General features: G+C 64.3%; 18 protein-coding genes and 1 tRNA gene. 7 read left to right on the forward strand and 12 right to left on the reverse strand.

All coding sequences use genetic code 11. The features are described from left to right. Positions 1-24 precede the first annotated feature (24 nt). Entirely contained in the window at positions 25-1,431 is a 1,407-nt protein-coding gene (ahcY, locus tag J2S32_RS03760) for an adenosylhomocysteinase (RefSeq protein ID WP_253516472.1), read from the reverse strand. A gap of 361 nt (positions 1,432-1,792) precedes the next feature. Between ahcY and J2S32_RS03765 the strand changes: the two genes are divergently transcribed. Both J2S32_RS03765 and J2S32_RS03770 read left to right on the forward strand, forming a co-directional pair. Further along, on the forward strand, positions 1,793-2,272 hold the full coding sequence (locus J2S32_RS03765; RefSeq protein WP_253516475.1) for a peroxiredoxin: 480 nt from the start codon (positions 1,793-1,795) through the stop codon (positions 2,270-2,272). 410 nt (positions 2,273-2,682) lie between these two features. Then, on the forward strand, positions 2,683-3,039 hold the full coding sequence (locus J2S32_RS03770; RefSeq protein ID WP_253516478.1) for a hypothetical protein: 357 nt from the start codon (positions 2,683-2,685) through the stop codon (positions 3,037-3,039). Between the two features lie 51 nt (positions 3,040-3,090). Here the strand turns inward: J2S32_RS03770 and folE are convergent, their stop codons facing one another. From folE to J2S32_RS03785, 3 genes are read right to left on the reverse strand one after another with little or no spacing between them, the layout of a single operon-like run. After that, positions 3,091-3,702, reverse strand: a complete 612-nt coding sequence (folE, locus tag J2S32_RS03775; protein WP_253516481.1) for a GTP cyclohydrolase I FolE — start codon at positions 3,700-3,702, stop codon at positions 3,091-3,093. Then, complete coding sequence (locus J2S32_RS03780) at positions 3,699-5,240, reverse strand: phospholipase D-like domain-containing protein (RefSeq protein WP_253516484.1); 1,542 nt, start codon at positions 5,238-5,240, stop codon at positions 3,699-3,701. The genes folE and J2S32_RS03780 overlap by 4 nt, the downstream gene beginning before the upstream one ends. Before the next feature lie 19 nt (positions 5,241-5,259). Continuing rightward, positions 5,260-5,751 (reverse strand): hemerythrin domain-containing protein, encoded by a 492-nt coding sequence (locus J2S32_RS03785; RefSeq protein ID WP_253516487.1) that lies wholly within the window; start codon positions 5,749-5,751, stop codon positions 5,260-5,262. Between the two features lie 90 nt (positions 5,752-5,841). Between J2S32_RS03785 and J2S32_RS03790 the strand changes: the two genes are divergently transcribed. Continuing rightward, positions 5,842-6,237: a metallopeptidase family protein gene (locus J2S32_RS03790; RefSeq protein WP_253516488.1), complete on the forward strand. Its 396-nt coding sequence runs from the start codon at positions 5,842-5,844 to the stop codon at positions 6,235-6,237. A 124-nt stretch (positions 6,238-6,361) separates the two neighbouring features. Here J2S32_RS03790 and J2S32_RS03795 read toward each other — a convergent pair. Together J2S32_RS03795 and J2S32_RS03800 are read right to left on the reverse strand one after the other, a co-directional pair. Next, a tRNA-Arg gene (locus J2S32_RS03795) sits at positions 6,362-6,438 on the reverse strand. 50 nt (positions 6,439-6,488) lie between these two features. Then, a complete protein-coding gene (locus J2S32_RS03800) occupies positions 6,489-6,953 on the reverse strand; it encodes a (deoxy)nucleoside triphosphate pyrophosphohydrolase (RefSeq protein WP_367398968.1) in 465 nt (154 codons plus the stop codon). A 40-nt stretch (positions 6,954-6,993) separates the two neighbouring features. Here J2S32_RS03800 and J2S32_RS03805 point away from each other — a divergent pair, with 40 nt between their 5' ends. Both J2S32_RS03805 and J2S32_RS03810 read left to right on the forward strand, forming a co-directional pair. Next, complete coding sequence (locus J2S32_RS03805; protein WP_253516499.1) at positions 6,994-7,173, forward strand: Flp family type IVb pilin; 180 nt, start codon at positions 6,994-6,996, stop codon at positions 7,171-7,173. A gap of 121 nt (positions 7,174-7,294) precedes the next feature. Next, entirely contained in the window at positions 7,295-7,465 is a 171-nt protein-coding gene (locus J2S32_RS03810; RefSeq protein WP_253516502.1) for a Flp family type IVb pilin, read from the forward strand. A 78-nt stretch (positions 7,466-7,543) separates the two neighbouring features. Here the strand turns inward: J2S32_RS03810 and J2S32_RS03815 are convergent, their stop codons facing one another. The 5 genes from J2S32_RS03815 to J2S32_RS03835 all read right to left on the reverse strand — a co-directional run bounded on the left by J2S32_RS03815 (position 7,544) and on the right by J2S32_RS03835 (position 12,987). Further along, positions 7,544-9,022 (reverse strand): M48 family metalloprotease, encoded by a 1,479-nt coding sequence (locus J2S32_RS03815; protein WP_253516505.1) that lies wholly within the window; start codon positions 9,020-9,022, stop codon positions 7,544-7,546. Between the two features lie 122 nt (positions 9,023-9,144). Further along, complete coding sequence (locus J2S32_RS03820) at positions 9,145-10,089, reverse strand: acetyl-CoA carboxylase carboxyltransferase subunit alpha (RefSeq protein WP_253516507.1); 945 nt, start codon at positions 10,087-10,089, stop codon at positions 9,145-9,147. Between the two features lie 9 nt (positions 10,090-10,098). After that, complete coding sequence (locus J2S32_RS03825; RefSeq protein WP_367398969.1) at positions 10,099-10,977, reverse strand: tyrosine recombinase; 879 nt, start codon at positions 10,975-10,977, stop codon at positions 10,099-10,101. A 1-nt stretch (position 10,978) separates the two neighbouring features. Continuing rightward, complete coding sequence (locus J2S32_RS03830) at positions 10,979-12,829, reverse strand: hypothetical protein (protein WP_253516509.1); 1,851 nt, start codon at positions 12,827-12,829, stop codon at positions 10,979-10,981. Beyond that, positions 12,826-12,987, reverse strand: coding sequence for a hypothetical protein (locus J2S32_RS03835; RefSeq protein WP_253516511.1), 162 nt, complete (start codon positions 12,985-12,987; stop codon positions 12,826-12,828). Before J2S32_RS03835 ends, J2S32_RS03830 begins: the two co-directional genes overlap by 4 nt. A 48-nt stretch (positions 12,988-13,035) precedes the next feature. Between J2S32_RS03835 and J2S32_RS03840 the strand changes: the two genes are divergently transcribed. Then, a complete protein-coding gene (locus tag J2S32_RS03840; protein ID WP_253516513.1) occupies positions 13,036-13,602 on the forward strand; it encodes a shikimate kinase in 567 nt (188 codons plus the stop codon). Then, positions 13,593-14,702 carry a 3-dehydroquinate synthase gene (aroB, locus tag J2S32_RS03845; protein WP_253516524.1) on the forward strand — a complete coding sequence of 370 codons (1,110 nt, stop codon included), beginning with the start codon at positions 13,593-13,595 and terminating at the stop codon, positions 14,700-14,702. The genes J2S32_RS03840 and aroB overlap by 10 nt, the downstream gene beginning before the upstream one ends. A gap of 35 nt (positions 14,703-14,737) precedes the next feature. On the opposite strand, the gene J2S32_RS03850 is transcribed toward aroB, so the two are convergent. Next, entirely contained in the window at positions 14,738-14,995 is a 258-nt protein-coding gene (locus J2S32_RS03850) for a hypothetical protein (protein ID WP_253516528.1), read from the reverse strand. Between the last annotated feature and the right edge of the window lie 21 nt (positions 14,996-15,016).

Here is a 15,016-nt window from a genome sequence, read left to right on the forward strand (position 1 = left end):
CGGTAGTGCCGCAGTTTGCGGCGATCAGTAGCGGTAGTGCTCGGGCTTGAACGGGCCATCGACCGGCACGCCGATGTAGTCGGCCTGCTTCTGGCTGAGCTTGGTCAGCTTCACGCCGAGCTTGTCGAGATGCAGCGCCGCAACCTTCTCGTCGAGATGCTTGGGCAGGACATAGACGTCGTTCTGATATTCGTCGCCCTTGGTCCACAGTTCGATTTGCGCCAGCGTCTGATTGGTGAAGCTGAAGCTCATCACGAAGCTGGGGTGACCGGTGGCGCAGGACAGGTTCACGAGGCGGCCCTTACCGAGCACGATGATTTCCTTGCCGTCGGGGAACTTCACCAGGTCGGTGCCCGGCTTGAGTTCGTTCCACTCGTAATTGTCGAGCGCGGAAATCTGCAGCTCGCTGTCGAAGTGACCGATGTTGCAGACGATCGCCTTGTCCTTCATCGCCTTCATCTGTTCGGCGGTGATGACATGCTCGTTGCCGGTCGCAGTGACGAAGATATCGGCAACACCGACCGCTTCGTCCATGGTCACGACTTCGAAGCCGTCCATGGCCGCCTGCAGCGCGCAGATCGGATCGATTTCGGTCACCAGCACGCGCGCGCCGCCATTGCGCAGCGACTGCGCCGAGCCCTTGCCGACATCGCCGAAACCGGCGACGCAGGCGACCTTGCCCGACAGCATCACATCGGTCGCACGGCGGATCGCGTCGACCAGCGATTCGCGGCAGCCATAGAGATTGTCGAACTTCGACTTGGTCACGCTGTCGTTCACATTGATCGCGGGGAACGGCAGCTTGCCCTGCTTGGCAAGGTGATAGAGACGGTGGACGCCGGTGGTGGTTTCTTCCGAGACGCCGACGATGTTCTGAACCGACTTGGTCAGATATCCCGGCTTGGCCTTGAGGAACGCCTTGAGCGCACGCTGGAATTCGATTTCCTCGGCGTTCTGCGGCTCGGGCAGTTCCTCGCCCGCTTCGATGCGCGCGCCCCACAGCGCGAACATGGTGGCATCGCCGCCATCGTCGAGAATGATATTGGCGGTGCGGTCGGCATCGTCTTCGGTCGACCAGTCGAAAATGCGACCGACATAGTCCCAGTAATCGGCGAGGCTTTCGCCCTTGATCGCGAACACGGGAATGTCCTGCGCCGCGATTGCAGCCGCGGCGTGGTCCTGCGTCGAATAGATGTTGCAGGTGGCCCAGCGCACATCGGCGCCGAGCGCGACCAGCGTTTCGATCAGCACGGCGGTCTGGATCGTCATGTGCAGCGAACCGGTAATGCGCGCGCCCTTGAGCGGCTTGTCGGCATATTCCTCGCGCAGCGCCATGAGGCCCGGCATTTCGGTTTCGGCAATGGCGATCTCGTCGCGGCCGTATTTGGCCAGCGCCAGGTCCTTGATAACGTAATCGGTAAATTCGGTCACGATGATGTCCTCGATTTTTCGGGGTGGTGACCGCACGCAAAAGGGGCGGCCGCCATATTGGCGCCGCCCCTAGCCCCTCCACGAACCGGGGGCAACAGCCCCCCGACCGTTGCGAACCCGAAGGGGCCCCGGCGCGCCGCGAACCGTCCCCCGTTGCGCGGCGCAGCAGCGAGCCGTTTCATCGCTGCAATCTCGCATTTCATGGGATAGGATAAAGGGATTACAGTAACTTAAAGCGGCGCGGTAAAGAGGTCTTAACGCTTGCACGGCGGTTCCGCGATGCCGCGCCCGTCGAGGAAGGTTGCGCGGGCCTTCGCGCCCGCCTACCCATGCGCCGGACGACATTAACGGAGTTTCCAACATGACGATTTCGGTGGGCGACAAGCTGCCTGATGTGAAGCTGGTCAAGGCGACCGAGAATGGCCCCGAACAGGTCAGCTCGAGCGAATATTTCAAGGGCAAGAAGGTCGCGCTGTTTTCGGTGCCCGGTGCCTTCACTCCGACGTGTTCGGCGCGCCATCTGCCCGGCTATGTCGAAAAGGCCGACGACTTGAAGAGCAAGGGCGTCGACGAGATCGTCGCCACGGCGGTCAACGACGCCTTCGTCATGGGCGCGTGGAAGAGCTCGGCCGGATCGGACGACATCACCATGCTGGCCGATGGCAATGGCGATTTCGCCGAAGCCGTGGGTCTGACGATGGACGGTTCGGGTTTCGGTCTCGGCAAGCGCGGCCAGCGCTATTCGATGGTTGTCGAAGACGGCGTGGTCACGCAGCTCAATGTCGAGGCACCCGGCGATTTCTCGGTCTCGAGCGCGGAGCACATGCTCGGCCAGATGTAGACCTGTTTCGGCCTGCGCCGTTACCGTATGACCGCCCCGCCCGGCCCTGCGCCGGGTGGGGCGTTTTCGTGAGTCCCGTGCGAAGGCCGCCCTCCCGCCTGACCAAAATATACAAGACACGGGCCAAAATACCCTGAAGCCTGTCCCGATCGACCCCCCATCAAGGAACCCGATCGGTACCCTCAGCTCCCTGCAAGCGGGCCCCCTCGCGACTGGGCAGGTTGAGGCACGACTCAATGCCTATGATAGAAAAAACAAGAGATTATGTCGCAGTTCTCCGACAGCAGGCCACGCAGCTGAACGAACTTGCCGATACGCTGGAAAAAGACCTTGGCTCCGCTGCCCGCCCAATCAAACGGGCTTCCGCTCCGAAAGTATCACCGGTCGAATTGGTCCCGGTCGCCCAAGCGATGTTCTCGCTGCGACGCAGGCGCGAAAAAATCCTGCCCCAGAAATTCCTCGGCGAACCGATGTGGGACCTGCTGCTCCATCTGTTCGAACGCACGGCGAACGACCACCCGGTATCGATCACCAAGGCCAGCTACGCGGCGCACGTTCCACCGACCACCGCGCTACGCGCCATCTCGGTCATGGAGAACGAGGGGTACCTCGTCCGGACCAAGCCCTGCGCGAATTCGCGCAATGTCCAGCTGAGGCTGACCGACAATGCGATGGAGGCCATGTGCAGCTATCTGCAATCGTCGGACCCGCCGCGGCTCTATACCGAGGCGCTGGTTCACAGGATCGGCGGGGTCGGCGTGGCGTGACAGCTTGAGTATGCCTTCGGTGCCGTTGAACCGGCACTCGGGGAAACCTGGTCAGCCGTACCCCATGAGCCGGAGCACTTCCTCGCGGCTGCGGTGGTCGTCGAGGAACGTACCCATCATGCGGCTGGTGACCATGCCGACACCGGGGGTTTTGACCCCGCGGGCGGTCATGCAACTATGCGACGCCTCGATAACCACGGCGACACCCTGCGGCTGAAGGTTCTCCCAGATGCAATCGGCGACTTCCGCGGTCAAGCGTTCCTGAACCTGCAGGCGCCGCGCGAAACCGTGCAGCACCCGGGCCAGCTTGGAAATGCCCACAACCCGGTCATGGGGCAGGTAAGCGATCGCCGCCTTGCCGATGATCGGCGCCATGTGATGCTCGCAATGCGACTGGAACGGGATGTCCTTCAGCAGGACGATCTCGTTATAGCCGCCGACTTCCTCGAAGACGCGGCCGAGATGGTAGGCGGGGTCTTCCTCGTAACCGAGGCAATATTCCTTCCACGCGCGCGCCACGCGGGCGGGGGTATCGAGCAGGCCTTCACGCGATGGATCATCGCCGGTCCATTCGATCAGAGTGCGAATGGCATCCTGGACATGGTCGGGCACCGGCAGCTTGCCGCGGGGATCGTCCTCGTCGGGTCCAACTAGGCTGCTCACGTTCCCTTGATCCTCCTGAACTTTTCGCGAAACCGCGCGAGCCTGCTGCCTTTGCGGAAAAGGCCGCCCTTTGCAAATGGCTCGAACATCTCTTCCGGGTGCTCGGGATCGAGCAGCGCGCTTTCGGCCAGGGTCTGCTCGACTCCATTGAGTTCGGGCGGGTGGTAACGCCGCAGATTGCGCCCGCCGTCTTCCTGCGAATGGTCGATCAAACGGGCCATCGACCCGTAGCGCGACAGCAGCTGGCCGACCTCCCCTTCGTCGATCCCGCAATGCTCGCCAAGCAGCGATCGCCGCAGGTCGGCTATGCCGGCACGCGCGTGATCGTTGCCCGCACGCGTGGCATCGATGAACACGTCGCATTCGCTGTCGAGCCCCATCGAGCGATTGTTGAGATTGGCCGAGCCGATCCGCAGGATATCGTCGTCGATGATCATGATCTTGGCGTGGACATAGATCGGGGTCTCGCCGGAGAATGGTGACCACAGCGAGAACCGGCGGTGCTTGTCCGCCTCTTCTATCGCGCGCACCAGTTCGGCGCGCGCGTGGTCCATCGCCTGCTGCTCCAGCCAGCCGTCGGCATGGCAGGGATGGACGATGACGATCTCGGGCGGTTCGTCTTCCTGCAGGCGGGCGATGATCGCCTCGGCAATCGCGCGCGAGGCGAAATACTGGCTTTCGGCGTAGATGAAGCGTTTGGCCGCTCCGATCTGCTTGAGATAGAGTTGCTCGATCTCGTCGACCGCATCCCAGTCACGATAGGAGGCGCGGGTGCGGGCGATGCCGATTTCGACATTCTCGAATTGCGCCTCCAGCGCATCGGGCCAGGGCGTACCGGGGCTTTCGGGCACATCGGGAAGTTCATCGCCGCCAGCGCAGGTCCAGCGGTCGTCCCCCAATTGTGCGAGGGCGACGGCGATTTCGCCTTCCATCATCATCGCGGCATCGTGCCACGGCTTATAGGGCCGCCCATGCGGCGTCTTGCGCCGCGGATCGTCTTCCTTGTGTTCGCGCGTGTCCCAGCGCTGGTCGGTCATGTCGATCCCGCCGCACACGGCGACCTGGTTGTCGAGCACCGCGATCTTCTGGTGGTGGGTGCAGCCGACCGGATGGGCGGTGTCGAATTTGAAAGTGATCCGCGAATGCCGGATCCACCGCGCGAGATCCCACCACATCGAGGCACGCCCGATAGTGGAAAGCGCACCGACGCTCCATTTCAGGATACGGATATCCAGCTGTTTGCGGTGCCGGGCGAGCCAGGCGATAAAACTGCCCAGGCGCGAGGGATAGCCGCGCTTCCACCCGCGCTGCCACCAGCGACGCCCGCGTTCGAGATGGATCCGCGTATCGAAGTCCCAGCCGATCAGCAGGATACGCCGGCGCGATTTGAGCATCGCTTCCTGTACGAGGGCGAAATAGTCGGCTGCGTCGACGATAACGCTGGCGCGCGTAGCCTTGGCATAGCGCCACACCCCCGGTTCGACCGAAGGTTCGAGCCCGGAAACCCGGCTCGGGTCGCTTGTGCCCGCTTTGCTCACCTCCCGCCCCCTGCCAGCGCTATTCCTTGGCGTCTTCCTTTTTCTCGGGCGTGACCTCGGCCTCGGCCATTTCCTCGCGCTTGCGGCGCTCGAACACCTTTTCCATGTGCTTCATGTCGTCATCGTCGAGATATTGCTCGAAGTCGGGGAAATGGTCTTCCTCTTCCTCGTTGATATGATGGCGGTACTGGTGGTCGAAATTCTTGAACTTCGTCAGCCAGCCACCTTCGGACATATCGGTAGCCGCCAGATCGTTGAGCGCTTCCTCGATCTCGTGGTGCTCGGCGACCGAGTGGCGTGTCTCGCCGGTGGTCGGCGGTTTGCGCAGCATGGTCGAATAGAGCGCCTGCTCCTCAGCCGCGGCGTGCGACTTGAGCTCCTTGGTGAGCTCTTCGAACAGCGTCACGCGTTCGCTGCTGTCGCCGCTCGTCTCGAGCAATTTGTCGAGCAGCTCGCGATGCTGGTCGTGATCCTGCTTGAGGCGCGCGAAGATTTCTGAGGCGTCGGTCATGGAAAATGATCTCCTTTCACCAATGAACCGGCTACCGGCGGCGCGGTTCCAGTCTTGTGCCGGCCGGCGCGCGGTCCCATCTCCATGGCCATGCACGATCGCCAGGCCCCGTCGAAACCGCAGATGCAGATGATGGCGCAAGCCGCACTCGCCGCCCTGCCCGCGCAGTTCCGCGAGCAGCTGGGCGATATCGTCCTGCAGGTGGAAGACTTTGCCACTCCCGAGCAGCTAGCTTCGGTCGGCATGGAGGAACGCTGGCACCTATCCGGCCTCTATGAGGGTGAGCCCCTGCCCGAACGGTCGATCTGGGAAAGCGGGCGCCTGCCACCGCGTATCTGGTTGTTCCGCGAACCGCTGATTGCCGAATGGCGCGAGACCGGCGTGCGCATGGATGACCTCGTTCGCCACGTGGTGGTCCATGAAGCCGGCCACCACTTCGGCTTCAGCGATGACGATATGCACTGGCTCGAGGACCAGGCGGACTAGCGCCGCACCCGGAAGGACCGGCCGCCGCGGTAGCATGGCTCTGGCCGCCCTCAACTCTCAAAGGGCGGATTTCGCTAAGCCAGAACCACAAGAGGCCACCCCTCTTGCGAGAGATGGCCTCTTGTGGCGCGCCCGGAAGGATTCGAACCTCCGGCCCCCAGATTCGTAGTCTGGTGCTCTATCCAGCTGAGCTACGGGCGCGCTTGGAGGGCGGCACATAGGCAGGTGCCCCCAGCTTGGCAATCCCTAATTCAAGGTTTTGCAAACAAGTGCCGCATGAGCTCGATATCGAGCGGCGGTTTGTCGAGCGACTCGATCTCGCGCGGCGCAAACCATGCGATTTCGCCCCCTTCGCGGGCCTCCACCGGACTGCCGTCCCACACCGACCTGTAAAGCATTATGACAATCGGCGGACGCGCTTCTCCAAGCGCTTCTTCGGCGAAGGCGACCGGCGAAACCTGCTCCGGCGCAAGCGCCAATCCAAGCTCCTCATCGATCTCCCGGACCAGCGCATCCCGCGGTTTTTCCCCGCTTTCTACCTTGCCGCCGGGGAATTCCCACAGCCCGCCATGGTGCTTGTGCGCGGGCCGCCTGTGCATCAGCCAGCGGCCCTTCCCGTCGCTGAGCGCCAGGGCCACCACACAGGTCCATGTCGGAATATTTTCCAAAACCTTCGCCGCCCTCAACCCTTTCTTAACCCGATCAGCCGTACTCACCGATTGTCAGCTTAGGCAAGTGACGAATGGGGCAACGAACATGGTCGAATTCCTGCGCAATCTGGGACGCGACACACGCGGAGCCACTGCCGTCGAATACGGGCTGATCCTCGCACTGATCTTTCTTGCCATGATTGGCGGGATTCAGGCCTTCGGCACTACGGCTACGGCCATGTGGACGAGCATTGAAGCCGCGGTTGTCGCGGTCACGAGCGGCTGACGGGGAAAATGGGATGCTCGGAGTGTTAGGATTTTTTCAACCACTTCGATGCAAAACCGAAAATGTTCGAACCGGATTTTCGGGACGGACCGGGTACGAAGACTGAACCAGGAGACGACACATGAAGTTTTTCCGTAAGCTGCGCCGCAATGAAGAAGGCGCAACCGCTATCGAATACGGCCTTATCGCTGCCCTGATCGCCGTTGCTGCGATCACCGCAATGCAGAGCCTGGGTGACGAACTCAGCACGACCTTCAACAAGGTCTCGACCACGCTGAGCGCCGAAAACTAAGTTCGACGCGATCGATAAAGAGAGGGCGGCGGGTTCATCCCGCCGCCCTTTTCTTTTGTCCTGCGTCGACGTGACGAATTAGCGCCCGCGGACGACGATCTTCACCTTCTGCCCCGCGTTGACACCTTCATTCGACGTCAACCCGTTGAGCACGCGGAAGCGCTCTACCTGATTGTCGCTATAGGCCATCCGGCTCGCCAGCGAATTGACCGTATCGCCGCTCCGCACAGTAACCACATCGATCACGCGCGGGATGATATTGGCCGCGGTCTGCGCATCGATCCGCCGCATCGAACTGAACATCTGGTTGAACGTCGATGCCTGGCCCGCCGGTGTGATGGCGAGGAAGTGATAGGCGACACTGTTCGAAAATTCATACGCGAACACCGTCACATCGACCTGCCCATTGCCCGAATTTACCCGCGCGGTTCCGTAAGCGACCGGCAGTCCGTTGACGGTCGTCTTCTGGATCGATTGCGGGCGGATCTGCTGCTGCTCGCTCACTCCGGCGAAGACGCTGGTGACGTAGCTGTCGAGATTGTTGCTGTACGGGGCGAGCGTGAACTGCGCCTGCCCGCTCTGGCCGTTGATCGACACGGCGCGCGTGCCATTGACCATATAGAAGCCCTGCGGCGCGGTGAAGGCGAGCCGCAGTTCGGGATGGATGAACTGACGGCCTTCGACCACGCCCTGCGCCGGGTCGTCGCCATAGGTCAGCCCGTCGATCCGGGTGAGGAAGGTGTCGCGATTGGTGATTCCGCCACCGACGCCCGCGGCTTGCGCGGTCGTCATGGCGCTCTGGACGCGGCTGGCCGGGTCGGGGTGGGTCGAAGCCCATTCGGGAATGCTGGCATTGTCGCGGCCCTGGACCCGGGCATCGAGCGCGTTCTGCATCGCCAGGCTCTGCAGGACGGTTGCCATCGCGCGCGGATCATAGCCCGCCTGGTTGAGATAGCGGATGCCAAGTTCGTCGGCTTCCAGTTCCTGCGAACGCGAGAATTTCAGCGTCAGCAATTGCGAACCCTGCAATGCGGCCTGGCCGATCTGCTGCCCAATCCCGCTATTACCGAGCAGGATGCCCGACAGGATGGCACCTGCTGCGCCAAGCAGCGTATTGCGCTGCGAGGCCGCTTGGCGGCGCTGCGAATGACGCGCGGCGACATGGCCGACCTCGTGCCCGAGCACGCCGGCCAGTTCGGCTTCATTGTTCATCAGCGCGACCAGCTGGCGCGTCGTGTAGATATATCCACCAGGGATCGCGAAAGCGTTGTTCACCGGGCTGTTGAGCAGCGAAACCGTGAAGGATTCGCGCGCATTGCCAAGCCCGGACTGGACCGCAATGTTCTTGCCCACCTGCTCGACATATTGCGCATGGCTGCCGCTCATCGCGCCGCCGAATTCGGCAAGAAGCTGCGGATGCGCTTCGGCGCCCATCTGTGCTTCGCTTTGCGTAATCGGGGTGGATGCGCTCGGAATGTCGCCCCCGCCCATGCAGCCGGCCAGCGCCAGCGACAAAGCGGTGACGGAGGTGGCGGCGGTAAATCTGATGCGCGACATAAAAGGTCTCCCCGATTGGCAAACGCGCGCGGGCCCACTTGAAGCGACCCGCGCGGCGGTGTTTCATACAAAAGGGAAAACCTGAACGGGGGGAAGTTTGTTCCCGCCTTGGCGGTTGGGGGTCAGCCCGCCAGCGTCAGGAAACGCTCTTCCCGCAAGCGTTTGAGTTCGTGCGGCGCATAACGGCCAAGCTTGTCGAGCTCTTCGGCGATCGCGCTTCCCAGCGTGCTTACCGCCAATCGCGGATCGCGATGGGCGCCGCCGACTGGTTCGGGCACGATGCGATCGATCACGCCGAGGCTGGCCAGATCCTGCGCGGTGACCTTCATCGCCTCTGCCGCATCGGGCGCCTTTTCCGCGGTCCGCCAGAGAATCGATGCACAGCCCTCGGGCGAGATGACCGAATAGACCGCGTGCTCCATCATCAGCACGCGCTCGGCGCTGGCCAGCGCCACCGCGCCGCCCGATCCGCCCTCGCCCACGATGGCTGCAACCATCGGGACAGGCAGTGCGAGGCAGGCCTCGGTCGAACGCGCGATCGCTTCCGCCTGGCCGCGCTCTTCGGCTTCGACGCCGGGGAAGGCGCCCGAAGTATCGACCAGCGTGACCACCGGGAGGCCAAAACGCCCCGCCAGTTCCATCAGGCGGATAGCCTTGCGATAGCCCTCGGGCTTGCCCATGCCGAAATTGTGCCGAATGCGGCTGGCGGTATCGTTGCCCTTCTCGTGCCCGATGACCACCACCTTGCGGCCGTCGAGCTTGGCAAATCCGCCGAGGATCGCCTCGTCATCGCCATAACAGCGATCGCCGCCAAGCGGGACGAACTCGTCGAACGCATGCTCGATATAGTCGCGGAAATGCGGGCGCGAGGGATGCCGGGCGACCTGCGTCTTCTGCCACGGGGTGAGCGCCTCATACGTGCTGGCAAGCAGCGCAGCGCTCTTTGTCTCGAGCCGCTGCAGCTCGGTGGAGATGTCGACGTCGTCGCCCTCGGCTGCATTGCGCAGTTCGGCAATGCGCTGTTCAAGCTCGGCGACCGGCTTCTCGAATTCGAGATAGGAAATCATGCGGTGGCGCTAGTCCGAAGCGCGCTGCTGCGCAAGCGGGTGCCGCTCGTTGACCAGTTTCACCAACCGTGCGGCATCGACATGGGTGTAGATCTGGGTAGTCGAGATATCCGCATGGCCGAGCAATGTCTGCAAGGCGCGTAAATCCGCCCCGCCCTCCAGCAAATGCGTCGCAAAGGCATGGCGCAGGACATGCGGGCTGAGCTTTTCGGGTGGCAGATCGGCGCGCACCGCCAGTTCGCGAAGCAGCTGGAACAACCGCACACGCGACAGATGCCCGGTGCGCGAGGGAAACAGCCAGGGGGAATCGCTATCGCGCAAGGGCAGCCACCGCTGCAGCGCGGCACTTGCGCGCTGGCTGACGGGGACCATGCGCGCTTGCCCGCCCTTGCCGATCACCGTCAGAAAGGGCGCGTCGCGCGGGACCGCCGATAGCGGCAGCGCGACCAGTTCGGTGGCGCGCAAACCCGATCCGTAGAGCAATTCGAGAAAGGTGAGCATGCGCACGGCGGCGGGCGAATCGGCAGTCGCCGCCTCTTCGGCGGCGGCGAACAGCGCTTCCACTTCGGCATGGGAGAGGATTCGCGGTAGCGGGCGGCGGGTTGCCGGGCGTGGCAGCGCATGTGTGGGATCGTCTTCGCGCAGCCCTTCGTCGATCACGAAGCCGAAGAATTGCCGCAGCGCCGAGATCTTGCGCGCGAGTGTCGACGGAGCGAGCGACGACCAGCCTTGGCCGAGCCGCGCCAATTGCGCCGGACTGGCCTGCTCGAGGTTTCCCCCGACCAGTTCGTCTGCCTGTTCGAGGTCTCTGCCATAGGCAAGGATCGTGTTTCTCGCCGCTCCCCGCTCTGCCGCGAGCATGGCGAGGAAATCGGCGATCGCGCTCACGTCAGGCGCGCGCGACCGCCTCCGCGGCGATCATCCGGGCTTCGGCTTCGAGACCCACGCGGCGCAGTGCCGAAACGATGTGATAAAGGTGGCGGGCGGTCATGCGGTCCCAGCTCGATCCTTGCATGCCGAGTCCGGCGAGCATTGCAACCAGCGCGGGATTGTCGACTTCGGCCGCGCGATCGATCATCCGCGTCCAGCGGGTCTGCGCGGAAAAATCCAGGCCCAGCCGCCCGCTATACTCGGCGATCTCGCCGCTGCCGATCCGCTCGAGCCCGGCCAGACCGGCAAGCAGCAGCCGCGAACGGCGCTGGCCCGCGGACCCGTCATCGTCGACGAAACTGTCCAATTCACCGTCAGTGACGCCCACCGTGCGGCGGGGATCGGCCAGTGCCAGCAAGGCCCATGCCTCGCCGCCCGCATCCACCGTACCCGACCAGCGCATGGCATCGCCATCGAGGCCCGCGGTCAGCATCGACGCAATCAGGGCGCCCGTGTCGTCACCAAGATCGGCATCGACCGGGAGGCGCGCCGCCGCGTAGGCGGTCAGGACCATGCGACCATACGAATAATCGCCGCCGCCCGACCAGATATCGCGGATTGCCGCCAGCCGCCGCATCGGGTCAGTCCCGACATAGGCTTCGCGCAGGCGCGAGGCGGTCAGCGCAGCATCGCCCTCGGCGCCTTCTTCGGCATAGAGCTGGCTGTAGAGATCCACCATCGCCGAGGCCGATAGGATGCCGCTCGCCCCCGCGATCTCCGCACCGCGTGCGCGCTGGGCCGGCGCGAGTGCGGGGGTCAGCGCTGCGGTGCGCACCAGTTCGGGGGCTGCATCGTCCAGCAACCCTTCGGGGATCGGTTCGCCCAGCGCATTGGCGAGGGCAAAGCGCCACGGAGTGATCGCGCCCGTACCGTCCCATTCGATCGTCACCGCACGTCGCCCGCGCCCGGCCGAACCGGCAAGGCGCTGCGCGAGCAATACGTCGATCCGGTCGTCTTCGGTGCGGGTGAGCAGGCGGCGCAGATCGTTCTGCGCGCGGGTCGCCTCGCCGGCGTAGGCGTTGCAAATCCCCGCCAGCATCTGCCATTCCTGATCGTCGCGCCCGGTTTCGACCAGGCGCACGGCCGGGCAGGCACCGACTATATCAGCGGTGCCGATATAGGCGGCAACCGCGGCATCGGTCAGCGCGGGCGAGTAATTCGCGGTGTCGACATCCTGCACCAATGCGCGGGCGACACTGTGTTCGCCCATCGTATTGAGCACTTGCGCGCGAAGGGCCGCGAATTCGACCGGGTCCATGCCTTCGGGCGCCGCCAGCCTGCTGGCCAGCGCGCGGCGCAGCAGGATATGGCCCCAGCGCGAAACCATCGGCTGCTGCATGCCCGCGAGCACCGCGCGGACCAGCGCCGCGGGCTGGCGCGCCAGCGAGCCTGCGGGCAGGCCGCCCTCGCTTGCATCCATCACACCCACCCGCTCCATCGACCGCCGGGCTGCAGGCGGGATATCGAACTTCGGCTTCAGCCCGAGCAATTCGTCGAGATCGTCGGTCGACATCGCCTCCAGCTCTTCGAGCGTAGGCAGATTGGACAGATCGAGATCGGCACGCGGCGCCGCGGACTGCGTCGGCAGCGGCTGGACGATCTCGCCCGCCTGGCTCTCGGTTGCCTGCTGTGCAGCGGGCTGCTCAGGTGCCGCCGGCGCGGGCGTGCGCGTGGCGCGCGGGGTAGGTGTCGGCGAAGGCGCCGGACTGTCGAAGCCGGGGGGCAGCAGGTCCACGGGCGCCTCCTGCGCCAGCACCATCGCGGAACTGAGCGCGAGCGCCGCGCCGCCGACAAGCCATGCCGATTTCATCGCGCTGCCTCCGGCAATTCGACCGCCTGCTCGATCGGGTGCAGCGGCTCTTCCCCGCCATCAACCAGCGCCACGGCGAGCAATAAAACGAACAGCACCGCCAAGAGGCCTCCGATCCTTCTGCCGCTCATCGCCAAGATTTTCACGTCCCGTTTCAAGTGCTGATACCTTGCTCGCGCCCTAGCCCAGTTCTAGGCACGGCGGCAATGACCCATGCAACGACCCTCACCCCTGCCGAGATCGGCGGCATCGCGCGCCGGATCGACCGTCCCGTGGTGCTGGTGGGACTGATGGGCGTGGGCAAGTCCACCGTCGGCCGAAGATTGGCAGCAATGCTCGACAGGGACTTCGTCGATGTCGATGAAGAGATCGAACGCGCCGCCGACCGCACGGTGAGCGAAATCTTCGATACGCATGGCGAGAGCTATTTCCGCGATGGCGAGCGCCGCGTGATCGCGCGCCTGATGGACGAGGCGCATGGGGTGATTGCCACGGGAGGCGGCGCGTTCGTCGATCCCGAGACCCGCGCCGCAATCCTCGAGCGGGCGATCGCCGTATGGCTCGATTGCGATATCGACACGCTGGTCGAGCGGACCGCACGCCGCGACAATCGCCCGCTGCTGCGCTCGGGCGACCCGCGCGAGATACTCACCGCGCTCAAGGACCGGCGCGGTGCCGCCTATGCGGAAGCACAGATTCACGTGGTCACCGACGACGCGCCGCATACCGAAACCGCGCAACGCATCCTGGAGGCGATCGACGCATGGCTGTGATTCCCGTCGAACTGGCCGGGCGCGAGTATGAGGTCCGCGTCGGGACCGGCCTGTTGGCCGATGTCGCAGGACAGGCGCGTCCGTTCCTGCGCAAACACCACGTCTGCATCGTAGCCGATGAAAACGCGCGCGCGCATTGGGGCGAGACAATCGCCGGGTCACTCGGCGCAGCGGGGATCGAACCGCGCTGGTACGATGTTGCGCCGGGCGAAGGCTCGAAAAGCTGGGACAGCCTCGCCCGGCTGACCGACTGGCTGCTCGCCCAGGGAGTCGAGCGCGGCGACTACGTCTTTGCCCTGGGCGGCGGGGTCGTCGGTGATCTGACCGGGTTCGCCTGCGCGATCCTCAAGCGCGGCTGCGGCTTCGTGCAATTGCCGACCACGCTGCTGGCGCAAGTCGACAGTTCGGTCGGCGGGAAGACCGCGATCAACACGAGCGCGGGCAAGAACCTTATCGGTGCGTTCCACCAGCCCGCGCTGGTGCTGGCCGATCTCGATATGCTCGGCACGCTCCCTGCACGCGAATTGCGTGCAGGCTATGCCGAAGTGCTCAAATACGGCGTGCTGGGCGACCGGCCGTTCTTCGAATGGCTTGAAGGACACGGCGAAGCGGTGGTTGCGCTGCAACCGCAACCGCTCGAACAGGCGGTTGCCACCAGCATTGTAGCCAAGGCCCGGATCGTGGCCGAAGACGAGCGCGAAACCAGCGGCGCGCGGGCGCTGCTCAATTTGGGCCACACATTCGGTCATGCGCTGGAGGCCGAAACCGGCTTTTCGGACCGCTTGCTGCATGGCGAAGGCGTGGCGCTCGGCATGGTGCTGGCAGCGCGTTATTCGGCGCGCCGCGGCGCGCTTTCGCTGGACGATGCCCGGCGCGTTACCCGCGCGGTCGATGCTGCGGGGCTGCCTGCGGAAATCTCGGCGCTGGGTCTCGAGTGCGACGGCCGCCAACTGGCCGATCACATGCTGCACGACAAGAAGATGGATGCAGGCACGCTGCCTTTCATCCTGCTGCGTGCGATCGGCGAAGCGCATCTGGCACGCGATGTCGAACTGGCCGATGTCGCCGCCTTCCTCGACGAGGAATTACAAGCGCATTGAGCTTAGCCGGAGGCGGCAGGCTCAGCCTGTCTGCGCTAGCTGAGACGCGGTGCCAGCCGGGTGATCTTGCCCACGCCGACCGGCTGGTAATCCGCCATCATCGCATCGTGTTCGGCAAACAGCCGCTCGATCTCGCCGCGGCGGTCGAGCAGCGTGCAGGCGATGCCCGGGGCCAGGCTTTCGCCGTCACCGATCTTGCCGAGGATGCTGGCGAGATCGCTCACCGTCGCCTCCTCGGGCGATTTGAAGAAGTGGCCCCTCGCGTCGAAGAACCCGGTACCCTTGCGTGCCATGTCGCTACCTCCCGCATAAAA

Origin of the sequence: Qipengyuania citrea (genome assembly GCF_024171405.1) — a bacterium.
Classification (GTDB): Bacteria; Pseudomonadota; Alphaproteobacteria; order Sphingomonadales; family Sphingomonadaceae; genus Qipengyuania; species Qipengyuania profunda.